The sequence below is a fragment of the Paraburkholderia phymatum genome, assembly GCF_040965635.1.
Classification (GTDB): Bacteria; Pseudomonadota; Gammaproteobacteria; order Burkholderiales; family Burkholderiaceae; genus Paraburkholderia; species Paraburkholderia phymatum_B.
Map to the genome: position 1 here is coordinate 154,561 of NZ_JBFRCH010000015.1, position 15,104 is coordinate 169,664.

The 15,104-nt window shown below is 62.9% G+C and carries 18 protein-coding genes; 13 read left to right on the plus strand and 5 right to left on the minus strand.

All coding sequences use genetic code 11. The features are described from left to right. Positions 1–69 precede the first annotated feature (69 nt). Complete coding sequence (locus AB4Y32_RS24065; protein ID WP_368723731.1) at positions 70–243, plus strand: antitoxin MazE-like protein; 174 nt, start codon at positions 70–72, stop codon at positions 241–243. 23 nt (positions 244–266) lie between these two features. On the opposite strand, the gene AB4Y32_RS40710 is transcribed toward AB4Y32_RS24065, so the two are convergent. Together AB4Y32_RS40710 and AB4Y32_RS24070 are read right to left on the minus strand one after the other, a co-directional pair. Beyond that, on the minus strand, positions 267–413 hold the full coding sequence (locus tag AB4Y32_RS40710) for a hypothetical protein (protein WP_439899831.1): 147 nt from the start codon (positions 411–413) through the stop codon (positions 267–269). 228 nt (positions 414–641) lie between these two features. Beyond that, the gene (locus AB4Y32_RS24070) at positions 642–989 is read right to left on the minus strand and encodes a HigA family addiction module antitoxin (RefSeq protein ID WP_368723732.1); all 348 of its coding nucleotides are present in this window, start codon (positions 987–989) and stop codon (positions 642–644) included. 116 nt (positions 990–1,105) lie between these two features. Here AB4Y32_RS24070 and AB4Y32_RS24075 point away from each other — a divergent pair, with 116 nt between their 5' ends. The 7 genes from AB4Y32_RS24075 to AB4Y32_RS24105 all read left to right on the plus strand — a co-directional run bounded on the left by AB4Y32_RS24075 (position 1,106) and on the right by AB4Y32_RS24105 (position 5,657). Beyond that, complete coding sequence (locus AB4Y32_RS24075) at positions 1,106–1,318, plus strand: hypothetical protein (RefSeq protein ID WP_368723733.1); 213 nt, start codon at positions 1,106–1,108, stop codon at positions 1,316–1,318. A 206-nt stretch (positions 1,319–1,524) separates the two neighbouring features. After that, a complete protein-coding gene (locus AB4Y32_RS24080) occupies positions 1,525–2,343 on the plus strand; it encodes a hypothetical protein (RefSeq protein ID WP_368723734.1) in 819 nt (272 codons plus the stop codon). 12 nt (positions 2,344–2,355) lie between these two features. Further along, the gene (locus AB4Y32_RS24085; RefSeq protein WP_368723735.1) at positions 2,356–2,625 is read left to right on the plus strand and encodes a hypothetical protein; all 270 of its coding nucleotides are present in this window, start codon (positions 2,356–2,358) and stop codon (positions 2,623–2,625) included. A gap of 85 nt (positions 2,626–2,710) precedes the next feature. Further along, positions 2,711–3,061, plus strand: coding sequence for a hypothetical protein (locus tag AB4Y32_RS24090; protein WP_368723736.1), 351 nt, complete (start codon positions 2,711–2,713; stop codon positions 3,059–3,061). After that, on the plus strand, positions 3,058–3,228 hold the full coding sequence (locus tag AB4Y32_RS24095) for a hypothetical protein (RefSeq protein ID WP_368723737.1): 171 nt from the start codon (positions 3,058–3,060) through the stop codon (positions 3,226–3,228). Before AB4Y32_RS24090 ends, AB4Y32_RS24095 begins: the two co-directional genes overlap by 4 nt. A 303-nt stretch (positions 3,229–3,531) precedes the next feature. After that, positions 3,532–5,013 carry a hypothetical protein gene (locus AB4Y32_RS24100; RefSeq protein ID WP_368723738.1) on the plus strand — a complete coding sequence of 494 codons (1,482 nt, stop codon included), beginning with the start codon at positions 3,532–3,534 and terminating at the stop codon, positions 5,011–5,013. 44 nt (positions 5,014–5,057) lie between these two features. Beyond that, the gene (locus tag AB4Y32_RS24105; RefSeq protein WP_368723739.1) at positions 5,058–5,657 is read left to right on the plus strand and encodes a hypothetical protein; all 600 of its coding nucleotides are present in this window, start codon (positions 5,058–5,060) and stop codon (positions 5,655–5,657) included. Between the two features lie 267 nt (positions 5,658–5,924). Here AB4Y32_RS24105 and AB4Y32_RS24110 read toward each other — a convergent pair whose 3' ends face one another. Together AB4Y32_RS24110 and AB4Y32_RS24115 are read right to left on the minus strand one after the other, a co-directional pair. Further along, positions 5,925–6,239, minus strand: a complete 315-nt coding sequence (locus AB4Y32_RS24110; protein WP_368723740.1) for a hypothetical protein — start codon at positions 6,237–6,239, stop codon at positions 5,925–5,927. Positions 6,240–6,292: 53 nt separating this feature from the next. Continuing rightward, positions 6,293–7,966, minus strand: a complete 1,674-nt coding sequence (locus AB4Y32_RS24115) for a recombinase family protein (RefSeq protein WP_368723741.1) — start codon at positions 7,964–7,966, stop codon at positions 6,293–6,295. 15 nt (positions 7,967–7,981) lie between these two features. Between AB4Y32_RS24115 and rimO the strand changes: the two genes are divergently transcribed. From rimO to AB4Y32_RS24140, 5 genes are all read left to right on the plus strand, one after another. After that, a complete protein-coding gene (rimO, locus tag AB4Y32_RS24120) occupies positions 7,982–9,343 on the plus strand; it encodes a 30S ribosomal protein S12 methylthiotransferase RimO (RefSeq protein WP_368723742.1) in 1,362 nt (453 codons plus the stop codon). A gap of 3 nt (positions 9,344–9,346) precedes the next feature. Next, positions 9,347–10,285, plus strand: a complete 939-nt coding sequence (locus tag AB4Y32_RS24125) for a sugar kinase (protein WP_368723743.1) — start codon at positions 9,347–9,349, stop codon at positions 10,283–10,285. A gap of 144 nt (positions 10,286–10,429) precedes the next feature. Beyond that, entirely contained in the window at positions 10,430–11,614 is a 1,185-nt protein-coding gene (gene bktB, locus AB4Y32_RS24130) for a beta-ketothiolase BktB (RefSeq protein WP_368723744.1), read from the plus strand. Between the two features lie 171 nt (positions 11,615–11,785). After that, complete coding sequence (locus AB4Y32_RS24135) at positions 11,786–12,484, plus strand: hypothetical protein (RefSeq protein ID WP_368723745.1); 699 nt, start codon at positions 11,786–11,788, stop codon at positions 12,482–12,484. Positions 12,485–12,545: 61 nt separating this feature from the next. After that, on the plus strand, positions 12,546–13,733 hold the full coding sequence (locus AB4Y32_RS24140) for a cystathionine beta-lyase (RefSeq protein WP_368723746.1): 1,188 nt from the start codon (positions 12,546–12,548) through the stop codon (positions 13,731–13,733). A gap of 115 nt (positions 13,734–13,848) precedes the next feature. On the opposite strand, the gene serB is transcribed toward AB4Y32_RS24140, so the two are convergent. After that, the gene (gene serB / locus AB4Y32_RS24145; RefSeq protein ID WP_368723747.1) at positions 13,849–14,688 is read right to left on the minus strand and encodes a phosphoserine phosphatase SerB; all 840 of its coding nucleotides are present in this window, start codon (positions 14,686–14,688) and stop codon (positions 13,849–13,851) included. Between the last annotated feature and the right edge of the window lie 416 nt (positions 14,689–15,104).

The following is a 15,104-nucleotide window of genomic DNA, read 5'->3' on the forward strand; positions in this document are numbered from 1 at the left end:
GACGAGGCCGTGTTGCGACCGAGCGGACCGACCTATAATGGTCCGGTATCACGCTATAGGGAGCCGACCGTGCCAAACCCTCCAGATCTTCGCAAGTCACCGTACGCGGATGGCTTGCCTGATACATCAGATCCTGAGTTCATCAAGGAAATTCAGCGCCAGTCCCGGGTGATCGCCGAAAGCCCGGGCGAAAAGGAACTCATGGACTTCATCGAGGAGGCGTCTAGGGACGCGTGGGACTGATATCCCGCTCCGCATGCACGGGCTTAGTCTTCACTGGCTCGAGATCCTCGGAGATGCTTTGGCTCGATCGTGAAACCGACGTGCACAGCGTCATAAGGGAACACAACAGCCCCATTCTCCGCGTGGTCGAGCACACCGACGTTAAGCAGCGCGCGGACGTCCTCATGCACCTGCTCTTGCTCGCGGTTGAGTCGCCGCGCGAGCTCGCGGATCTCGAGTGGGCCCGGCGCCGGTCATTGCGGCGATCAAATTCCAACGCAAGAGCGTGATCGTCCGGAACAGGTCTTCGTGCGTCAGGAACGTGATGCGCGCGGTATCGGTAGCTCAGCCGCTTGCAGCGGTAGCTACTGCGCGGGCGATCATTTCTTCCCGCGACGCCACACCGATAGTTACTGTGGTCATTGCAGCGTAGATTCTTTGGGTGCTCGCGGCGTAACCTCCGCCTCGATCCGCTGCCCATGCGCGTGTTGCGCTACCTTCAGATCGTACGTCTGCTGCATGTTCATCCACGACTCGGCGGATCCGCCAAAGTAGCGTGCGAGGCGTAGCGCCAGCTCGGCGGTGACGGGCCGTTGCTCGTTCACGACCTCGTCAACGCTGGAAATCGAAACCTTCAGAGCGCGCGCGAGCGTGCTCGCATTCATGCCCAGCGGCAGCAAGAAGTCTTCGCGCAGGACTTCGCCCGGGTGGATCGGGCGCATACCGTTGCCCGGGCGGCCCGTGCTTCCGGTCTGAATCTGTTCCATGTCCGCCTCCGCGAGCGTTGATGCGCTAATTGTAGCCGCCGTCGCTGCGCGTCGTTACGCCAGCATCTGAGCGACGGCCGCGATCGGCGCGGCCGCACCCCAAAACGGAGGTAAAGGTGGGTTCGAAGGCAGAGGCACAGGTGACGTACCTGGTCGGAGAGATTGAAAAGTTCAAGGCACGGCTCGACGCGGCCAGCAGCCAAGGCACACAGACACATCTGGTCAAGCGCAAGCTGGCCCAACTCGAGGCTGAGCTCGTGATTGCGCGGCGCCGCGCGGCGGAGGAACTGTACGCGCTTCCGGCGGCGGTGGTGGGTGCCCACGGCTGAACCGGTCCAGCTCAGTAGGCCGGCGTCGTAGGTCTCGCCGACCAGATAAGGCCCCTCGAGGGCCTTTTTTCTTTGCGCGACAGACTCATTCCGCATCTGATAAGGGGCTTTTTGCTATCTGATCTCGCCGATTTGCTTGGTCGTGACAAGAAGATTTGTCCATCGGCTGCTCACGTTGAGCGCCGGCAAAACTAAGCGGAGTTGGTATGAACACGGCAGCACATGAGGAAGTAATCGCCAGTATCAACGGTGAGATCGGCGAGACGAATGCCCTGATTAACGCAGCGCTTGTTGCAGGTACCAGTACCGAGAAGTTGCGCAAGAGGCTGGCGGCCCTTCATAGCGATCTTAAGGCGGCGCATGACCGGGAAGCGGCTGGCATCGCGGAAGATCGGGCCAAAGACGAAGCGTTTGTGCTGGCATCCGGCGGTGAGATCGCGGCGTCCGCAATCGCCTCGATCAACGCAGAGCTCGAGGCGCTCGCCGTCCCTTATCGCGTGAGTCACGGTGATGAGCGCTTCGCTTCACTCGCCCACCAGCTCGCGCGCTCGCTTCGCGCCCTGCAGAAGGTCGTCGAAAAGGTTGACGCGGCGCGGAAGTCCGTCGATCGGATCGAAGCCCGTATCAACGAATGCGCGGCGCGCCGGTCGGCCATCACTGCGGCTCGACTCGAGGGCAGATCCAACGATCGCGAGGCAAACGAATTCGTCGCCTTGGCGGCCGATATCGATGCACTGAACGGGCTGCTGTTCGAAGCTCGCGCAAAGCTGGATCGAATCGACGACAAGGCCGAAAAGGCAACCGTAGACACGCTTCGCGCCGAACTGAGACAGGTCGCGTCCAAAGTCACGATCGATGCGACGAGAGAGCACGTGGCGCACATTGAATTCGATCTCCTGCAAGGCATACGGAAGTTGTACGAGACGTCGCGGAAGCATGCGCCTGATCGAACCTCGACGCCCCGTTCGGTATACAGGCCCAACGACGATCTGGACTTCTTCTTTCGCACTGGCGCACTTCGCTAAACGAGGTCGGTCATGACGTTTGCGAAAGGCCACGAACTGAGCCGTGACACGAAGTTCCGCCCCGGCGAAACCGGCAACGTGCGCGGTCGCACGAGGCATGTGAAAAACGTCGTTTCTGAAGCTTGCAAGCCTCTGCGGCGACACGCGGGTGTCCTTGTTGAGCACGCGTTGTCGAAGGCGCTTGCTGGCGATGCTGAGTGCCTTGCCGCGCTGCTCAACCTGATGTCGACGGTCGAATACGCGGAAGCGGTAAGGCGTTTGCCGGTGGCGACCCAAGACTAGCCCTTTGCTCCGTCCGTGCCCATGACTCGGCGCGGACTTTACCCGGCTGGCAATGGTCGGCCGGGCTTTTTCCAGGATTCATGACATGAAGAAACAGCGCAACCCCCTGTTCGAACAGCTACTCGACTCGCTCACGCCCTGGTACAAGTCGCGCCAGAAGCGCGCCGCGAAGCCGCGACTCATAGTAAAAGCGACGCCGGCGCCGCAGTCCGCAAGTCTTCGAACCGAACACCTCAAGCAGCAGGCTGCGCGCCATGCGGCGAGTGTCGCAGTGATGCATGCACCGATCAACGAAGAAACACTGCGCCGTGTGTTGGCTGCCGCGCGCGCCGGGAAGTTGTCGCAGCAGGACGTTCAGCTTTGCAATGAGGCTCATGCCGCCGGGCGCGCGCTGCCGACGTCCGTGCTGAGCAAACTGCACGAGGCATCCCGATGAACGCCCCTAACGTAGCGCAATCCCTCTCGCCCGGAACGCTCCGACGCATCGAGCGCGAGGCCCGCGACATAGGAATCAGCGTCGACGAAATGGTCGACCGCGCGCTGATCGAGCTCGCTGATGCGGTCGACGCGGGCCGGCGCGAGCAAGCGAGGCCGGGTCGATGAAAGAGCCCCGGTTGCTCCTCGTCAAGTCACGGCCGGCTCCTCCGGTGCGGTCGCTTATGCCACGGGGCGTGGAACCCCGTGCGCCAATCACGGGAAAAGTTTTCGATGCTGTCGTGCGAGCCGTCTACCACGATCAGTTACCCATGACTGCGCTCTTGGACTTGTCGGACGCCTGGTTCACGGGCAAGCCGCTGCCGGATCACGTGGCGGCCGTGTTAGAGGGCGGCCCGGCGTGACCGGCCGTGGCGCAACGGACAACGGAAGGCGCATGGCGCCCCAATCCTTCGAAATTTCGATTTAGACATGGACATCAAACTCTATACGCCCGACGTGCGCCTGACCCTTTACAAAACTATCGGGCGCACGACTGTCGACGGCAAGACGCCCGTGTCCCAGCGCGTGCTGGACACGCACAAGACGATCGATTTGACGCCGTTCCTTGGTGAGTCGGGGCAGCTGGTGTGCTCGAAGTCGGTACGCGAATCCGCCGGCGCGTTCACGCTAGTGCTGGCGGACGCGCCATATTCGGAGCCGGGCGCGTTTGAGTCGCTGTACGGGTTGATTGAACCCATGGATCTTGTGGAAATCCGGATGCGCCACAATTTGCCGAACTCCAGTTCGAGCAGCCCTTCGCCGACGCCTCCCATCTATATGCGCGGGTTCGTCACCTGGATTGAGCGCGACGAGGCAATGGGGCAGGATGGTAAGGCGCAGCGTAGCGTGACGGTCAAAGGAATCGATTACGGAGTGCTGTGGCAAATGCTACAAATCTCGTTCACAACAGGCTACGTAATCGGTGAGAGCTATCTGTCGAGCTTCAAACTGTTTGAGCGGTTCGGGCCCGGCTATAAAACGAGCCAGACGGCCGCTGAGTTCGTCGAGCAGGTGATGAGCGCGATTGTCACACCGTTCCTTCAGTCGCTCATGCCGGCTAACACTTCGAACCCTAACTCGATCAAGACGGATATCACCGTCGCAAATGGCGTCGTCGACGTTGGCGGGGTGCAGAACCAACAGGGCGCGATCTACAACCTGTTGAGCTACTTCGGGGACGTCGGGATGTGGAATGAACTCTACCTCGAGGATCGCGAGGATGGCGTCTATTGCGTCTACCGGCCGAATCCCTTCACGGACATCAACGGTAACGTCATTCAGTCGGACGCGGCGGAGCTTACGCCGATCAGCGTGCACGCCAGGGATGTGCTCAGTCTGAGCCTGTCGCGTACCCATGAGAGGGTCGCCAACTACTACTGGGTGCGCGCGCCAAAGTTCGAGATGGTCGATGATATCTATCGGCAGCAGTTCGCGCTTCAGAAGGCTGACGACCCCTCGGTCATCCTCTACCAATATCCGAACTCGGCGGCTCAATTCTACGGCGTGCGGCGCATGGATTGCGAGACGCAGCAAGGAGGTAACGACGTCACTACGATGAGCAGCGGGCAACCCGAGAGCGTTCAAGAAACCCGCCGTGTCAGCATGACCGAGTGGATCACGAATCGGCGCGAAATCGTTGTGGCGCAGAACAAGGACAACGTACTGCTCGAGTCGGGCACGGCGCGTATCCGTGCAGATGAGCGCGTAAAACCCGGCAGCTATGTGCGCATCGTGCGAGGGTCGTTCACTGCGGTTTATTACGTGCCGATGGTGGATCTGCATTTTGTCCCGTACCAAGGACTATTTCAGACGCTGCATCTCGAGCGCGGCACCGGCTTTATCGAGCGCATGAAGGCGGGCGCCGGGGCGCAAAGTCCGTATCTGGCGGAAATGGCGGACGCAACAGCTTGAGCCAAGCGGCGCCGGTCGGCGCTGCGACTAGCGGGGGAATCTAAGTGGCGGTCGAATACTTCGAGATTGATCTGATGCCGGGGCGCCGCTTCTTTCGCTGCGAGCCGCTGCGCGCCTCCATATCCACGGACGAGTGCGAACGGCGGTGGCGGGCTGGAAACATGCTTGCCGAGGTCACGGCGGAAAAGCGCGCGGGCTTAGGTGGCAGCATTGATGCAGATTTTGCCCAGACTGAGGCGAGTACGCGTTGCCTGGTCTGCAAGGGTTGCGGACTGGGCGCGCGACACGCGGGCGTGCCGGACGCCAACCCGTCGCTGTTGAGGGGGCAGTCGGTCTGTGCGCGGTGCCATCGAGGTGCCACGCGCCTGATCGGCAGGCGTATCTGCATCTCTTGTTACAACCGGCAAAGAGAACTGTTCGTCGGAAAAAATTCAAAGGGCACGAAGCCGGTGAAGCTGGCAGCGCTCGATCGCCGTCAGATAACCTACGTGACCGCCGGCGAGGTCAAGACGCTCGCGCTCGAGCGTTCCGCCGATATGGACGAGCTCGTCGTGTCGGTACTGCGCGACGAGCCGCACTCCGTGCGGTTCATACCGACGTTGCCGGCGAGGTTTCTGGAACTGCGCGCGCTGGAGGGGGCATGAGCGGAAACGGAGAAGCCTGGCGACTGACGTTGCATTGCTGCCGTCGTTGCGCTGGGCGTGTGCTTGAGGGCGACACAGCCGAAGGCGGCCGTGTCAACCGTTGCGCGCAGTGCGGATTTACCATCGCGGGCCAAGAGGCGGCGGCGGTGTGCTGCTGCGGGATCCGGCTACGCGAAGGGCGGGATGCGGGTGTGCGGTGTGTCGTGAACGCTGAGCGCACGCCGACGAACCCATATGAGGTTGTGGCGGCGCAGGCGGGAGTCTAGGTCATTTGGCGATCGGTTGTACAACCAGCTGCATACCCAGGTGCTCCAGCGCTTCCATAAACTGCGCGAGTCCGTGATTGCCAAACGGCGCGAGGTCCGGGTAAGGAAAGACGTCGTCAGCCTGCGAGTAGTGCTCGGTTTTCGGCACGCCGCAGTCTTTTGCTTGGTCGAAAACGACAGCGGCCGCCATGACGGAGTCGCCGGCAGACAGCGCGAGGTTGATCTGTGCCGCCTTTGCTTCAACGGTCTCAGGGGTGTGGCCGAAAGCGTTGGCGACGGCCTCGAAAGCTTCGATATCGGTATGTTTGGTTTTCATGGCAGGGATAACGGCCGCATCCCTCAGATCTTTAGGTGCGGAGTGGGAGCGGGTCAGACAGCCGTCGCGCCCGGCGGAAGCGGTACCTGGTGCGACGGGACATCCGACACGTTGAGGTCCTCGGCCGCCTTCCATGCGCCCGTCCGTCTGTCGATATGCAACATGCGCGTGTTTCCGTGCTTGGCCATCAGCATCAGGTCGATCGACGAGTCGTCGTTGTTCCCCAGCTCAAAGCCCTGCCGGAAAACGACAATTCGACTGAACGTGTCCGCGACCAGCTGGCGGGCCTGCAATCTCGCATCGTAATCAAGCGCCTCGACTCCATTTACCAGCGCGGCCCAAGCCTCTGCGGCCGCCGGTGTGGAGCGGCTGGATGCAGAGGCCAGTTCGTGTTCGAGTGACTCGATCTCCTTTTGGCATTCGTCCAGCTGGGATTCGAGCTCTCGTGCCTTTCGCGCGAAAGCCTGCGGCGCGGCCTCCATGTCGGAAAGCATGGCGTCCATGATTCGCGCGATCTGCGCATCCAACTCCTTCGCGCGTTGCCGTGACAGGGCCAGTCGACCGGCCGACGCCGTCGCGCCGCTGTCGCCCTCAAGAAGGCGCGTCAGGTTCATCTGGTCCGAGCAAAAACGCATCACGGCCCGTTCGATTGGGACCACACTGCAACTGCCTCCAACCGTGCAACCCTGGTTTTGGCTGTACGCGACGCAGATCAGCCTGCGATGTCCATCTTGGGGATGCCCATTCGCCTTCCGTTTTCGCCCCATCAGGTTCTGTGCAACGACTGCGGTTCCACAGTATCCACAGTAGCTAATACCCAAGCCTGTAATGATGCCGGGGATTTCGCCTTTGCCCTTACGGCGGCCGCGCTGCTCGGCGAGATGTTGCAGTTCAGCGAACTCGTCGGCAGTCAGCAGGGGCGGGTAATAACCTTCTAGGCGATATTGCTCTCCGTCAACCTCGAGCGTTTTCTCGCCGATCAAGGCCCGGTTTCGGATGATGCGATAGATCTGCTCGGCGGGATTTCCAGTGTCCGTAATCGACATGCCGCGCGTGGACAGCTCACGAACTGTTTTAACAGCGCCGTGTCCCTGTTTGTACATCTCGATCATGAACTTGATGGCGCCAGCGCGCTCCGGTACCAGTTCGAAGCGCCGTTCGTCGTTGAGCCGCGCCCATTGTGGGTCCTTTCCGTTTCGCACAACACCGCGCCAGGTGCCCGCAATCCAGTTTTGACACTGTCGACGGATCGCGGCCTTGACGCGTTTGCTCTTGGTATCCGATTCCTCGTGTGCGCGGATCATCACGAGCAGCGAGTAAACGAGATCCATCGGCTGCGCTTTGAGGCTGGCGCGATTGTATTCGCGCCCGTCGCTGGCAGTTACGACGGTAATGCCGGCGTTCACAATCTGCGCCAGTTGCCCCTGTGCCTGAATGGGCTCGGCGCGACTGAGTCGGTCCAGCCCCTCGACTATCAGGACAGACCCTGACGGGATTCGACCGTCCTCGATAGCGCGGAGAAATACCCCTAGTGCACCTTGCTTGACGTGTTTCTGGTGATAGGCCGAAAGTCCCTCGTCGCGGAGCGAGAGGGAATCGTCGAGCTGCATTTGATGTTCTGCCGCCCATCGCGTGGCGTACTCTACTTGGCGGTCCGCGCTGCTGCCGGCCGCTTGTTTTGGGTCGCTGAAGCGCAAATAGCTGTAAACTCTCGACTTTATCGCCATGTCCCGCAATCCGAAATGTCCAAGCAGTATAGTATAGGTATAGTATCTTTGGGGTGCCCGAAAGCCCTCGTCGACTCCGAACAGATCATCACGCAACTGCGCGCGGAGGGTTACGAGATCTCCGGCACCTATGACGGTGCGGACCTCGTCGTCGTGAATACGTGCGGCTTCATCGACGAAGCCGTTCAGGAAAGCCTCGACGCGATCGGCGAAGCGCTGAACGAGAACGGCAAGGTGATCGTCACCGGCTGTCTGGGCGCGAAGCGGAGCGCGAGCGGTTCGAACCTGATCGAAGAAGTGCATCCGAAGGTGCTCGCCGTGACGGGCCCGCATGCCGTCGGCGAAGTGATGCAGGCCGTCCACAGCCATCTGCCGAAGCCGCATGATCCGTTCGTCGATCTCGTGCCCGCCGCGGGCATCAAGCTCACGCCGCGTCATTACGCGTATCTGAAGATTTCCGAAGGCTGCAATCACCGCTGCACGTTCTGCATCATTCCGTCGATGCGCGGCGATCTCGTCTCGCGACCCGTCGCCGAAGTCATGCTCGAAGCGGAGAACCTGTTCAAGTCGGGCGTGAAAGAGCTGCTCGTGATTTCGCAGGACACGAGCGCATATGGCGTCGACGTCAAATACCGCACGGGCTTCTGGAACGGCAAGCCGATCAAGACGCGCATGACGGATCTCGTCGGCGCGCTCGGCGAACTGGCCGCGCAATACGGCGCGTGGGTGCGTCTGCACTATGTGTATCCGTATCCGAGCGTCGACGAAGTCATTCCGATGATGGCCGACGGTCCGCTGAAGGGCCACGTGCTGCCGTATCTCGACGTGCCGTTCCAGCACGCGCACCCGGAAGTGCTGAAGCGCATGAAGCGACCCGCGAACGCCGAAAAGGTGCTCGAGCGCGTGCGCGCATGGCGCGAGATCTGCCCGGACCTGACGATCCGCAGCACGTTTATCGCGGGCTTCCCGGGCGAAACGGAAGAGCAGTTCGAAACGCTGCTGGACTTCATCCGCGAGGCGGAACTCGATCGTGTCGGCTGCTTTGCATACTCGCCTGTCGAAGGCGCCACGGCCAACGAGCTTGACGGCGCGCTGCCCGACGAAGTCCGCGAGGAGCGCCGCGCGCGCTTCATGGAAGTCGCGGAAGAAGTGTCCGCGAAACGCATCGCGCGCAAGGTCGGCAAGACGCTGAAGGTGCTCGTCGACGAAATCAACGCCGACGGCGGCATCGGCCGCACGGCGGCAGACGCGCCGGAGATCGACGGCGTCGTGTATATCGCGCCCGCGAAGAAGGCGTCGAAGCGCTACAAGGTCGGTGATTTCGTGTCGGTGAAGATCACGGGCGCCGACGGCCACGACCTGTGGGGCGAGGTGTAAGCGATGGCGTCGAACGTGCCCGCCGGCACGCCGTCCGTCCTCGCGCTCGGCGAGGCGATGGTCGAGTTCAACCAGTCCGGGAAAGACCAGCCGACGTATCTGCAAGGCTTCGGCGGCGACACGTCGAACTTCTGCATCGCGGCTGCGCGGCAGGGCGCGTCGACGGGCTTCGTGTCGGCTGTCGGCGGCGATCAGTTCGGGCGTCTGCTGCTCGATCTGTGGCAACGCGAGCACGTGGATACGTCGTATGTGCGCATCGACGATCAGGCGTCGACGGGCGTGTATTTCGTGTCGCACGGCTCGTCCGGCCATCAGTTCGACTATCTTCGCGCCGGTTCTGCCGCGAGCCGCTACGCGCCGCGCGACCTGCCGCTCGACGCGATTGCGGCCGCGAAGGTCATCCATCTGTCGGGCATCAGCCTCGCGATCAGCGTGAGCGCGTGCGATGCCGCGCTCGCCGCCATCGAACACGCGCGCGCGAACCAGGTGCTCGTCAGCTTCGACACGAATCTGCGCCTGAAGCTCTGGCCGCTCGCGCGGGCGCGCGCGGTGATGCTCGAAGCGATTCGCCAGACGGACATCTGCCTGCCGAGCTGGGATGACGTCACCGAGCTGACAGGGCTCACGAAGCGCGACGACATCGTCGATTTCCTGCTGGCGCAAGGACCGCGTGTCGTCGCGCTGAAGCTCGGCAAGGAGGGCTCGTATATCGCGACGCCCGATGAGCGCCGCGTCGTGCCTGGCCGCGCCGTGAACGCCGTCGATGCGACGGGCGCGGGCGACTGTTTCGGCGGCGCGTTCGTCGCGCGCATCGTCGCGGGCGACGACCCGTTCAAGGCCGCGCGTTATGCGAACGTCGCGGCGGCGCTGTCGACGCAAGGCTTCGGCGCCGTCGCGCCGATTCCCGATCGCGCGAGCGTCGAAAAACTCCTCGGCGCTTGAGCGCATCGCACGGCGGCCGCTGCACAATAGCATTAGCGCGCAATGCGCCAGACCGGCAACTCGGGCAGGTTCAGCGGGACACTGTCGCGTGCTGTCCTCACGAAGCGCGCGGCATTCATCTGAGACACAAGAGAGGAGCAAGCGATGCAACGTGAAGTGGTGGTGGTAAGCGGCGTACGGACCGCAATCGGCGATTTCGGCGGCAGCCTGAAGGACTTCGCGCCTACCGAGCTGGGCGCGCGTGTCGTGCGCGAGGCGCTGTCGCGCGCGAACGTGGCCGGCGACGAAGTCGGTCACGTCGTGTTCGGCAGCGTGATCCACACGGAGCCGAAGGACATGTATCTCGCGCGCGTCGCGGCGCTGAACGGCGGCGTCGCGCAGCATGCGCCCGCGCTGACCGTGAACCGGCTGTGCGGCTCGGGGCTGCAGGCGATCGTCTCCGCGGCGCAGAGCGTGCTGCTCGGCGATGCGGACGTCGCGATCGGCGGCGGCGCGGAAAGCATGAGCCGCGCGCCGTACATGATGCCGACGGCGCGCTTCGGTCAGCGCATGGGCAACGCGAGCATGGTCGACATGATGCTCGGCGCGCTGCACGATCCGTTTCAGACGATCCACATGGGCGTGACGGCCGAAAACGTCGCGAAGAAGTACGACATCACGCGCGACGCGCAGGACGCGCTTGCGCTCGAGTCGCATCGACGAGCCGCGAAGGCAATCGAAGGCGGTTATTTCAAGGAACAGATTCTGCCCATCACGATTGCGTCGAAGAAAGGCGACACCGTCTTCGACACGGATGAGCACGTGCGCATGAACGCAACCGCCGATGATTTCGCGAAGCTCAAGCCGGTGTTCGCGAAAGAGAACGGCACGGTCACGGCGGGCAACGCCTCGGGTCTCAACGACGCGGCGGCGGCCGTCGTGCTGATGGAGCGCAGCGTCGCCGAAAAGCGCGGCGCGAAACCGCTCGCGCGGCTCGTCGCGTACGCGCATGCGGGCGTCGATCCGAACTACATGGGCATCGGCCCCGTGCCCGCGACGCAGAAGGTGCTGGACCGCGCGGGTCTGAAGGTCGGCGATCTCGACGTGATCGAGGCGAATGAGGCATTCGCCGCGCAGGCGTGCGCCGTGACGAAGGAACTGGGCCTCGACCCCGCCAAGGTGAACCCGAACGGCTCGGGCATTTCGCTCGGTCATCCGATCGGCGCGACGGGCGCGCTGATCACGGTGAAGGCGCTGTACGAACTGCAGCGCATCGGCGGACGCTACGCGCTCGTGACGATGTGCATCGGCGGCGGCCAGGGCATTGCCGCGATCTTCGAGCGTATCTGACGAGGAAATGACGAGGAAATGACGAGTGAAAAGGGGACGGCGGGAATCTCGCTGTCCCCTCGCTGAACGAACTTGCGGTATAACCGGTCGAAGCCGGTTCCCGCCGCGCCAGGCGCCGCGAGCGGGACGTCGAAGGCGGGCCATCACCGGCCGGTTGAAAGGAAACAACGGATGCAGAAGATGAGGTCGAAACAGGGGGCATCGTGGCCCGTGATGATCGCGGCCGCGGCATTGGCCGTCACGGTGGCGCTGCCCGCCGTGACGCGCGCGCAAAGCGATGCCGTGAAGGAACTCGCGGCGCCGCCGCCGATCCAGTTGCCGTTGAAGCCGAGCCCCGAGTTCGCGAAGTTTCCGCAATATGCGGGCACGCTCGGCAAGCGGCAGATCGTGCTGCGCCTGGGCGCGAAGACAGACGATCCATCCGGCGTGCACGGCGAGTATCAGTTTTCCGATTCGGGCGAGGTGATTCTGATTGCGGGCGATCGCGACGGCGATACGCTCGAAGTCGAAGAGTCGAACGACGGCACGCACATCACAGGCAACTGGGTCGGCAAGTTTGCCGCCGACGGCTCGCTCGAAGGCGAGCGGATGAACGTCGACGATTCCGATCCGCAAGCGTTCTCGTTGCGACCGCTCGCGGCAGGACAGGCCGCGGCTGGCGCGGCCGGCAAGAGCGCGGCGGCCCAGTTGCCTGCTCAGTCATCCGCTCAGTCATCCGCTCAGTCATCCGCTCAGTCATCCGTACAAGCACCAGCTCAGTCACCCGCACAAGCACAGAAACCGGCGCAACAGCCCACGCAATCACCCGCTCAGGCGCACAAGGGTGGCCAGCCCGTCAACGGCGTCAGCAACCTGACGACGGGCGAATAGGCGCGCCGCGCGCATCACTGACGTACTCTCTCTCGTACCTCGAATCCAACATCCACTGACCATGACTCAAAAGACTCCGAAGCACGGCTTGCAAACACGCATCGTCCAGCCCGCCGATCAGCTGACGCCCGGTTTCGAATCGTTCTCGGTACCCGTTGCGCGCGCATCGACGGTCGTTTTTCCGGATCTTGCGGCGATGCGCACGCTCGACTGGCGCAACGACGCGCAGTGGCGCTACGGCCTGCACGCAACGCCGACGTCGATCACGCTCGCGCAGCGCCTTGCCGCGCTCGAAGGCGGCAATCACGCACTGTTGCAGCCGTCCGGCCTGTCGTCGATTTCCAACGTGTACTTCGGCCTCGTGAAATCGGGCGACGACGTGCTGATTCCCGACAACGTCTATTCGCCGAACCGCGATCACGCCGAATGGCTCGCGAAGGACTTCGGTATCAGCGCGCGCTACTACGATCCGTTGATCGGCGCGGGCATCGCCGACCTGATCCAGCCGAACACGAAGCTGATCTGGCTCGAAGCGCCGGGTTCGGTGACGATGGAGGTGTCCGACATTCCCGCCATCACGGCCGTCGCCCGCGCGCGCGGCGTCATCACGGCGATCGACAACACGTGGTCCGCGGGCCTCGCGTTCCGTCCGTTCGATCACGGCGTCGATATTTCGATGCAGGCGCTCACGAAGTATCAGTCGGGCGGCAGCGACGTGCTGATGGGCGCGACGATCACCGTCGACCGTGACCTGCATCTGAAGCTGAAGCTCGCGCGGATGCGCATGGGCATCGGCGTGTCGTCGGACGATTGCTCGCTGATCCTGCGCAGCCTGCCGTCGATGAAAGTGCGCTTCGAGCAGCATGACAAGAGCGCGCTCGAACTCGCGAAGTGGCTGAAGACGCGGCGCGAAATCGCGGCCGTGCTACATCCGGCGCTGCCCGACTGCCCGGGCCACGAGGTCTACAAGCGCGATTTCACGGGTGCGGGCGGGCTGTTCTCGGTCGTGTTCGACGAGCGCTATACGCCCGCGCAAATCGACACGTTCTGCGAATCGCTTGACCTGTTCTCGCTGGGCTGGAGTTGGGGCGGCGCGCAGAGTCTCGCGATGCCGTACAACGTCGCGTCGATGCGCAGCGAGTCCAAGTGGCCGCATCGCGGGACGCTGGTGCGCTTCTACGTCGGCCTCGAAGACGAGGCGGATCTGCGCGCGGATATCGAGCGTTGCCTCGCGGCGCTGGCCGCTTGACGGCAGCATTCGCCGCCTGCTTTTAAGTCAAGCGGCAACGCAAGCAAAAAGGCCCGCTCGGAACCGAGCGGGCCTTTCGCGTTTTCACATCATCCGGCGATGCGAGGGCGCCGGCTCAGAACAGCCGCAACAGCCCATCGAGCCCGACGTGATTGAACGCGACGCTCGCGGCCTCGCGCACGACGGGCTTCGCGCGGAACGCAACCGACAGGCCCGCAACCGACATCATCTTCAGATCGTTCGAGCCGTCGCCCATCGCGATCGCACGCGACGGTTCGATACCAAGCTTGTCACACGCTTCGCGCAGCGTGCGCGCCTTCACATCCGCGTTGACGATTTCGCCGAGCACGCGGCCCGTCAGCTTGCCGTCGACGATCTCCAGCGTATTCGCGCGCGTGAAATCGAGGTTGAGGCGCGCCTGCAGCTTTTCGGTGAAGAACGTGAAGCCGCCCGACACCAGCAGCGTCTTCAGACCCGCCGCCTTCGCGCCCGCCAGCATCTTTTCCGCGCCCGGCGACAGACGCAGACGCTCTTCGTAGACCTTTTCGAGCGCGCTCGCGTCGAGGCCCTTGAGCAGCGCGACGCGGCGCGTGAGGCTCTCGTTGAAATCCTTGATCTCGCCGCGCATTGCCGCTTCTGTGATGGCTGCCACTTCCGGCTTCAGTCCGCAGAAATCCGCGATCTCGTCGACGCATTCGATCGTGATCAACGTCGAGTCCATGTCCATCGCGACGAGGCCGAAGTCGGTCAGGCGGCGGCCCGCTTCGACGAACGCGTAGTCGAGCGAATGCGTCGTGCAGTACACGTCGAGGTCGGCGCGCTGCGCGACGTCGGCGTTATCGATGCGCACCGCGTGCGGATCGACAACGGTGAGGTTCGAACCGCGCGACAACGCGGTGAGCGGCTTGTGGTGTTCAGCGGCAAGAGGCGCGAGGCTTTGGATGACGAGATTCATGTCGACGCGGAAAATGGGCGCGCATCGTGTGGCATGCGCGCGTGAAATGTGCGGCGGGACGGCACGGGAAATCCGGCTATTGTAACGGTTCCGCGCGCGACGGCCGGCCGCGCGGGCGGAGCGGCGATGCTCGTGAAGGCGGCATGGTTCATACTTTCGATTCGAAGTAGTTAGCCGCGACGTGCGGCGAAAAGGACAACTGCAACGATGTTGCATGGGACCAGAGTAGGTGCTGAAGCACTAACTCTGGTCGACCGCTTTGCATGGGACCAGAGTAGGTGCTGAAGCACTAAGGCAATGCTGATCAAGCCGAGTAAACGCGACTGATTGCGATGGCGCATGCGTAAACTTTCCGAATCACCAATGAAAATGGTCATTCCGGTTCATTTGGTCGCGCCGCAGGCGCTTTGCGCGGG

Coding starts and splice junctions, on each gene's coding strand:
- AB4Y32_RS24090 (WP_368723736.1), top strand. CDS start 2,711: ATGAAGAAACAGCGCAACCCCCTGTTCGAACAGCTACTCGACTCGCTC.
- AB4Y32_RS24110 (WP_368723740.1), bottom strand. CDS start 6,239: ATGAAAACCAAACATACCGATATCGAAGCTTTCGAGGCCGTCGCCAAC.
- AB4Y32_RS24085 (WP_368723735.1), top strand. CDS start 2,356: ATGACGTTTGCGAAAGGCCACGAACTGAGCCGTGACACGAAGTTCCGC.
- bktB (WP_368723744.1), top strand. CDS start 10,430: ATGCAACGTGAAGTGGTGGTGGTAAGCGGCGTACGGACCGCAATCGGC.
- rimO (WP_368723742.1), top strand. CDS start 7,982: ATGTCCAAGCAGTATAGTATAGGTATAGTATCTTTGGGGTGCCCGAAA.
- AB4Y32_RS24140 (WP_368723746.1), top strand. CDS start 12,546: ATGACTCAAAAGACTCCGAAGCACGGCTTGCAAACACGCATCGTCCAG.
- serB (WP_368723747.1), bottom strand. CDS start 14,688: ATGAATCTCGTCATCCAAAGCCTCGCGCCTCTTGCCGCTGAACACCAC.
- AB4Y32_RS24125 (WP_368723743.1), top strand. CDS start 9,347: ATGGCGTCGAACGTGCCCGCCGGCACGCCGTCCGTCCTCGCGCTCGGC.
- AB4Y32_RS24070 (WP_368723732.1), bottom strand. CDS start 989: ATGGAACAGATTCAGACCGGAAGCACGGGCCGCCCGGGCAACGGTATG.
- AB4Y32_RS24100 (WP_368723738.1), top strand. CDS start 3,532: ATGGACATCAAACTCTATACGCCCGACGTGCGCCTGACCCTTTACAAA.
- AB4Y32_RS24115 (WP_368723741.1), bottom strand. CDS start 7,966: ATGGCGATAAAGTCGAGAGTTTACAGCTATTTGCGCTTCAGCGACCCA.
- AB4Y32_RS24080 (WP_368723734.1), top strand. CDS start 1,525: ATGAACACGGCAGCACATGAGGAAGTAATCGCCAGTATCAACGGTGAG.
- AB4Y32_RS24135 (WP_368723745.1), top strand. CDS start 11,786: ATGCAGAAGATGAGGTCGAAACAGGGGGCATCGTGGCCCGTGATGATC.
- AB4Y32_RS24095 (WP_368723737.1), top strand. CDS start 3,058: ATGAACGCCCCTAACGTAGCGCAATCCCTCTCGCCCGGAACGCTCCGA.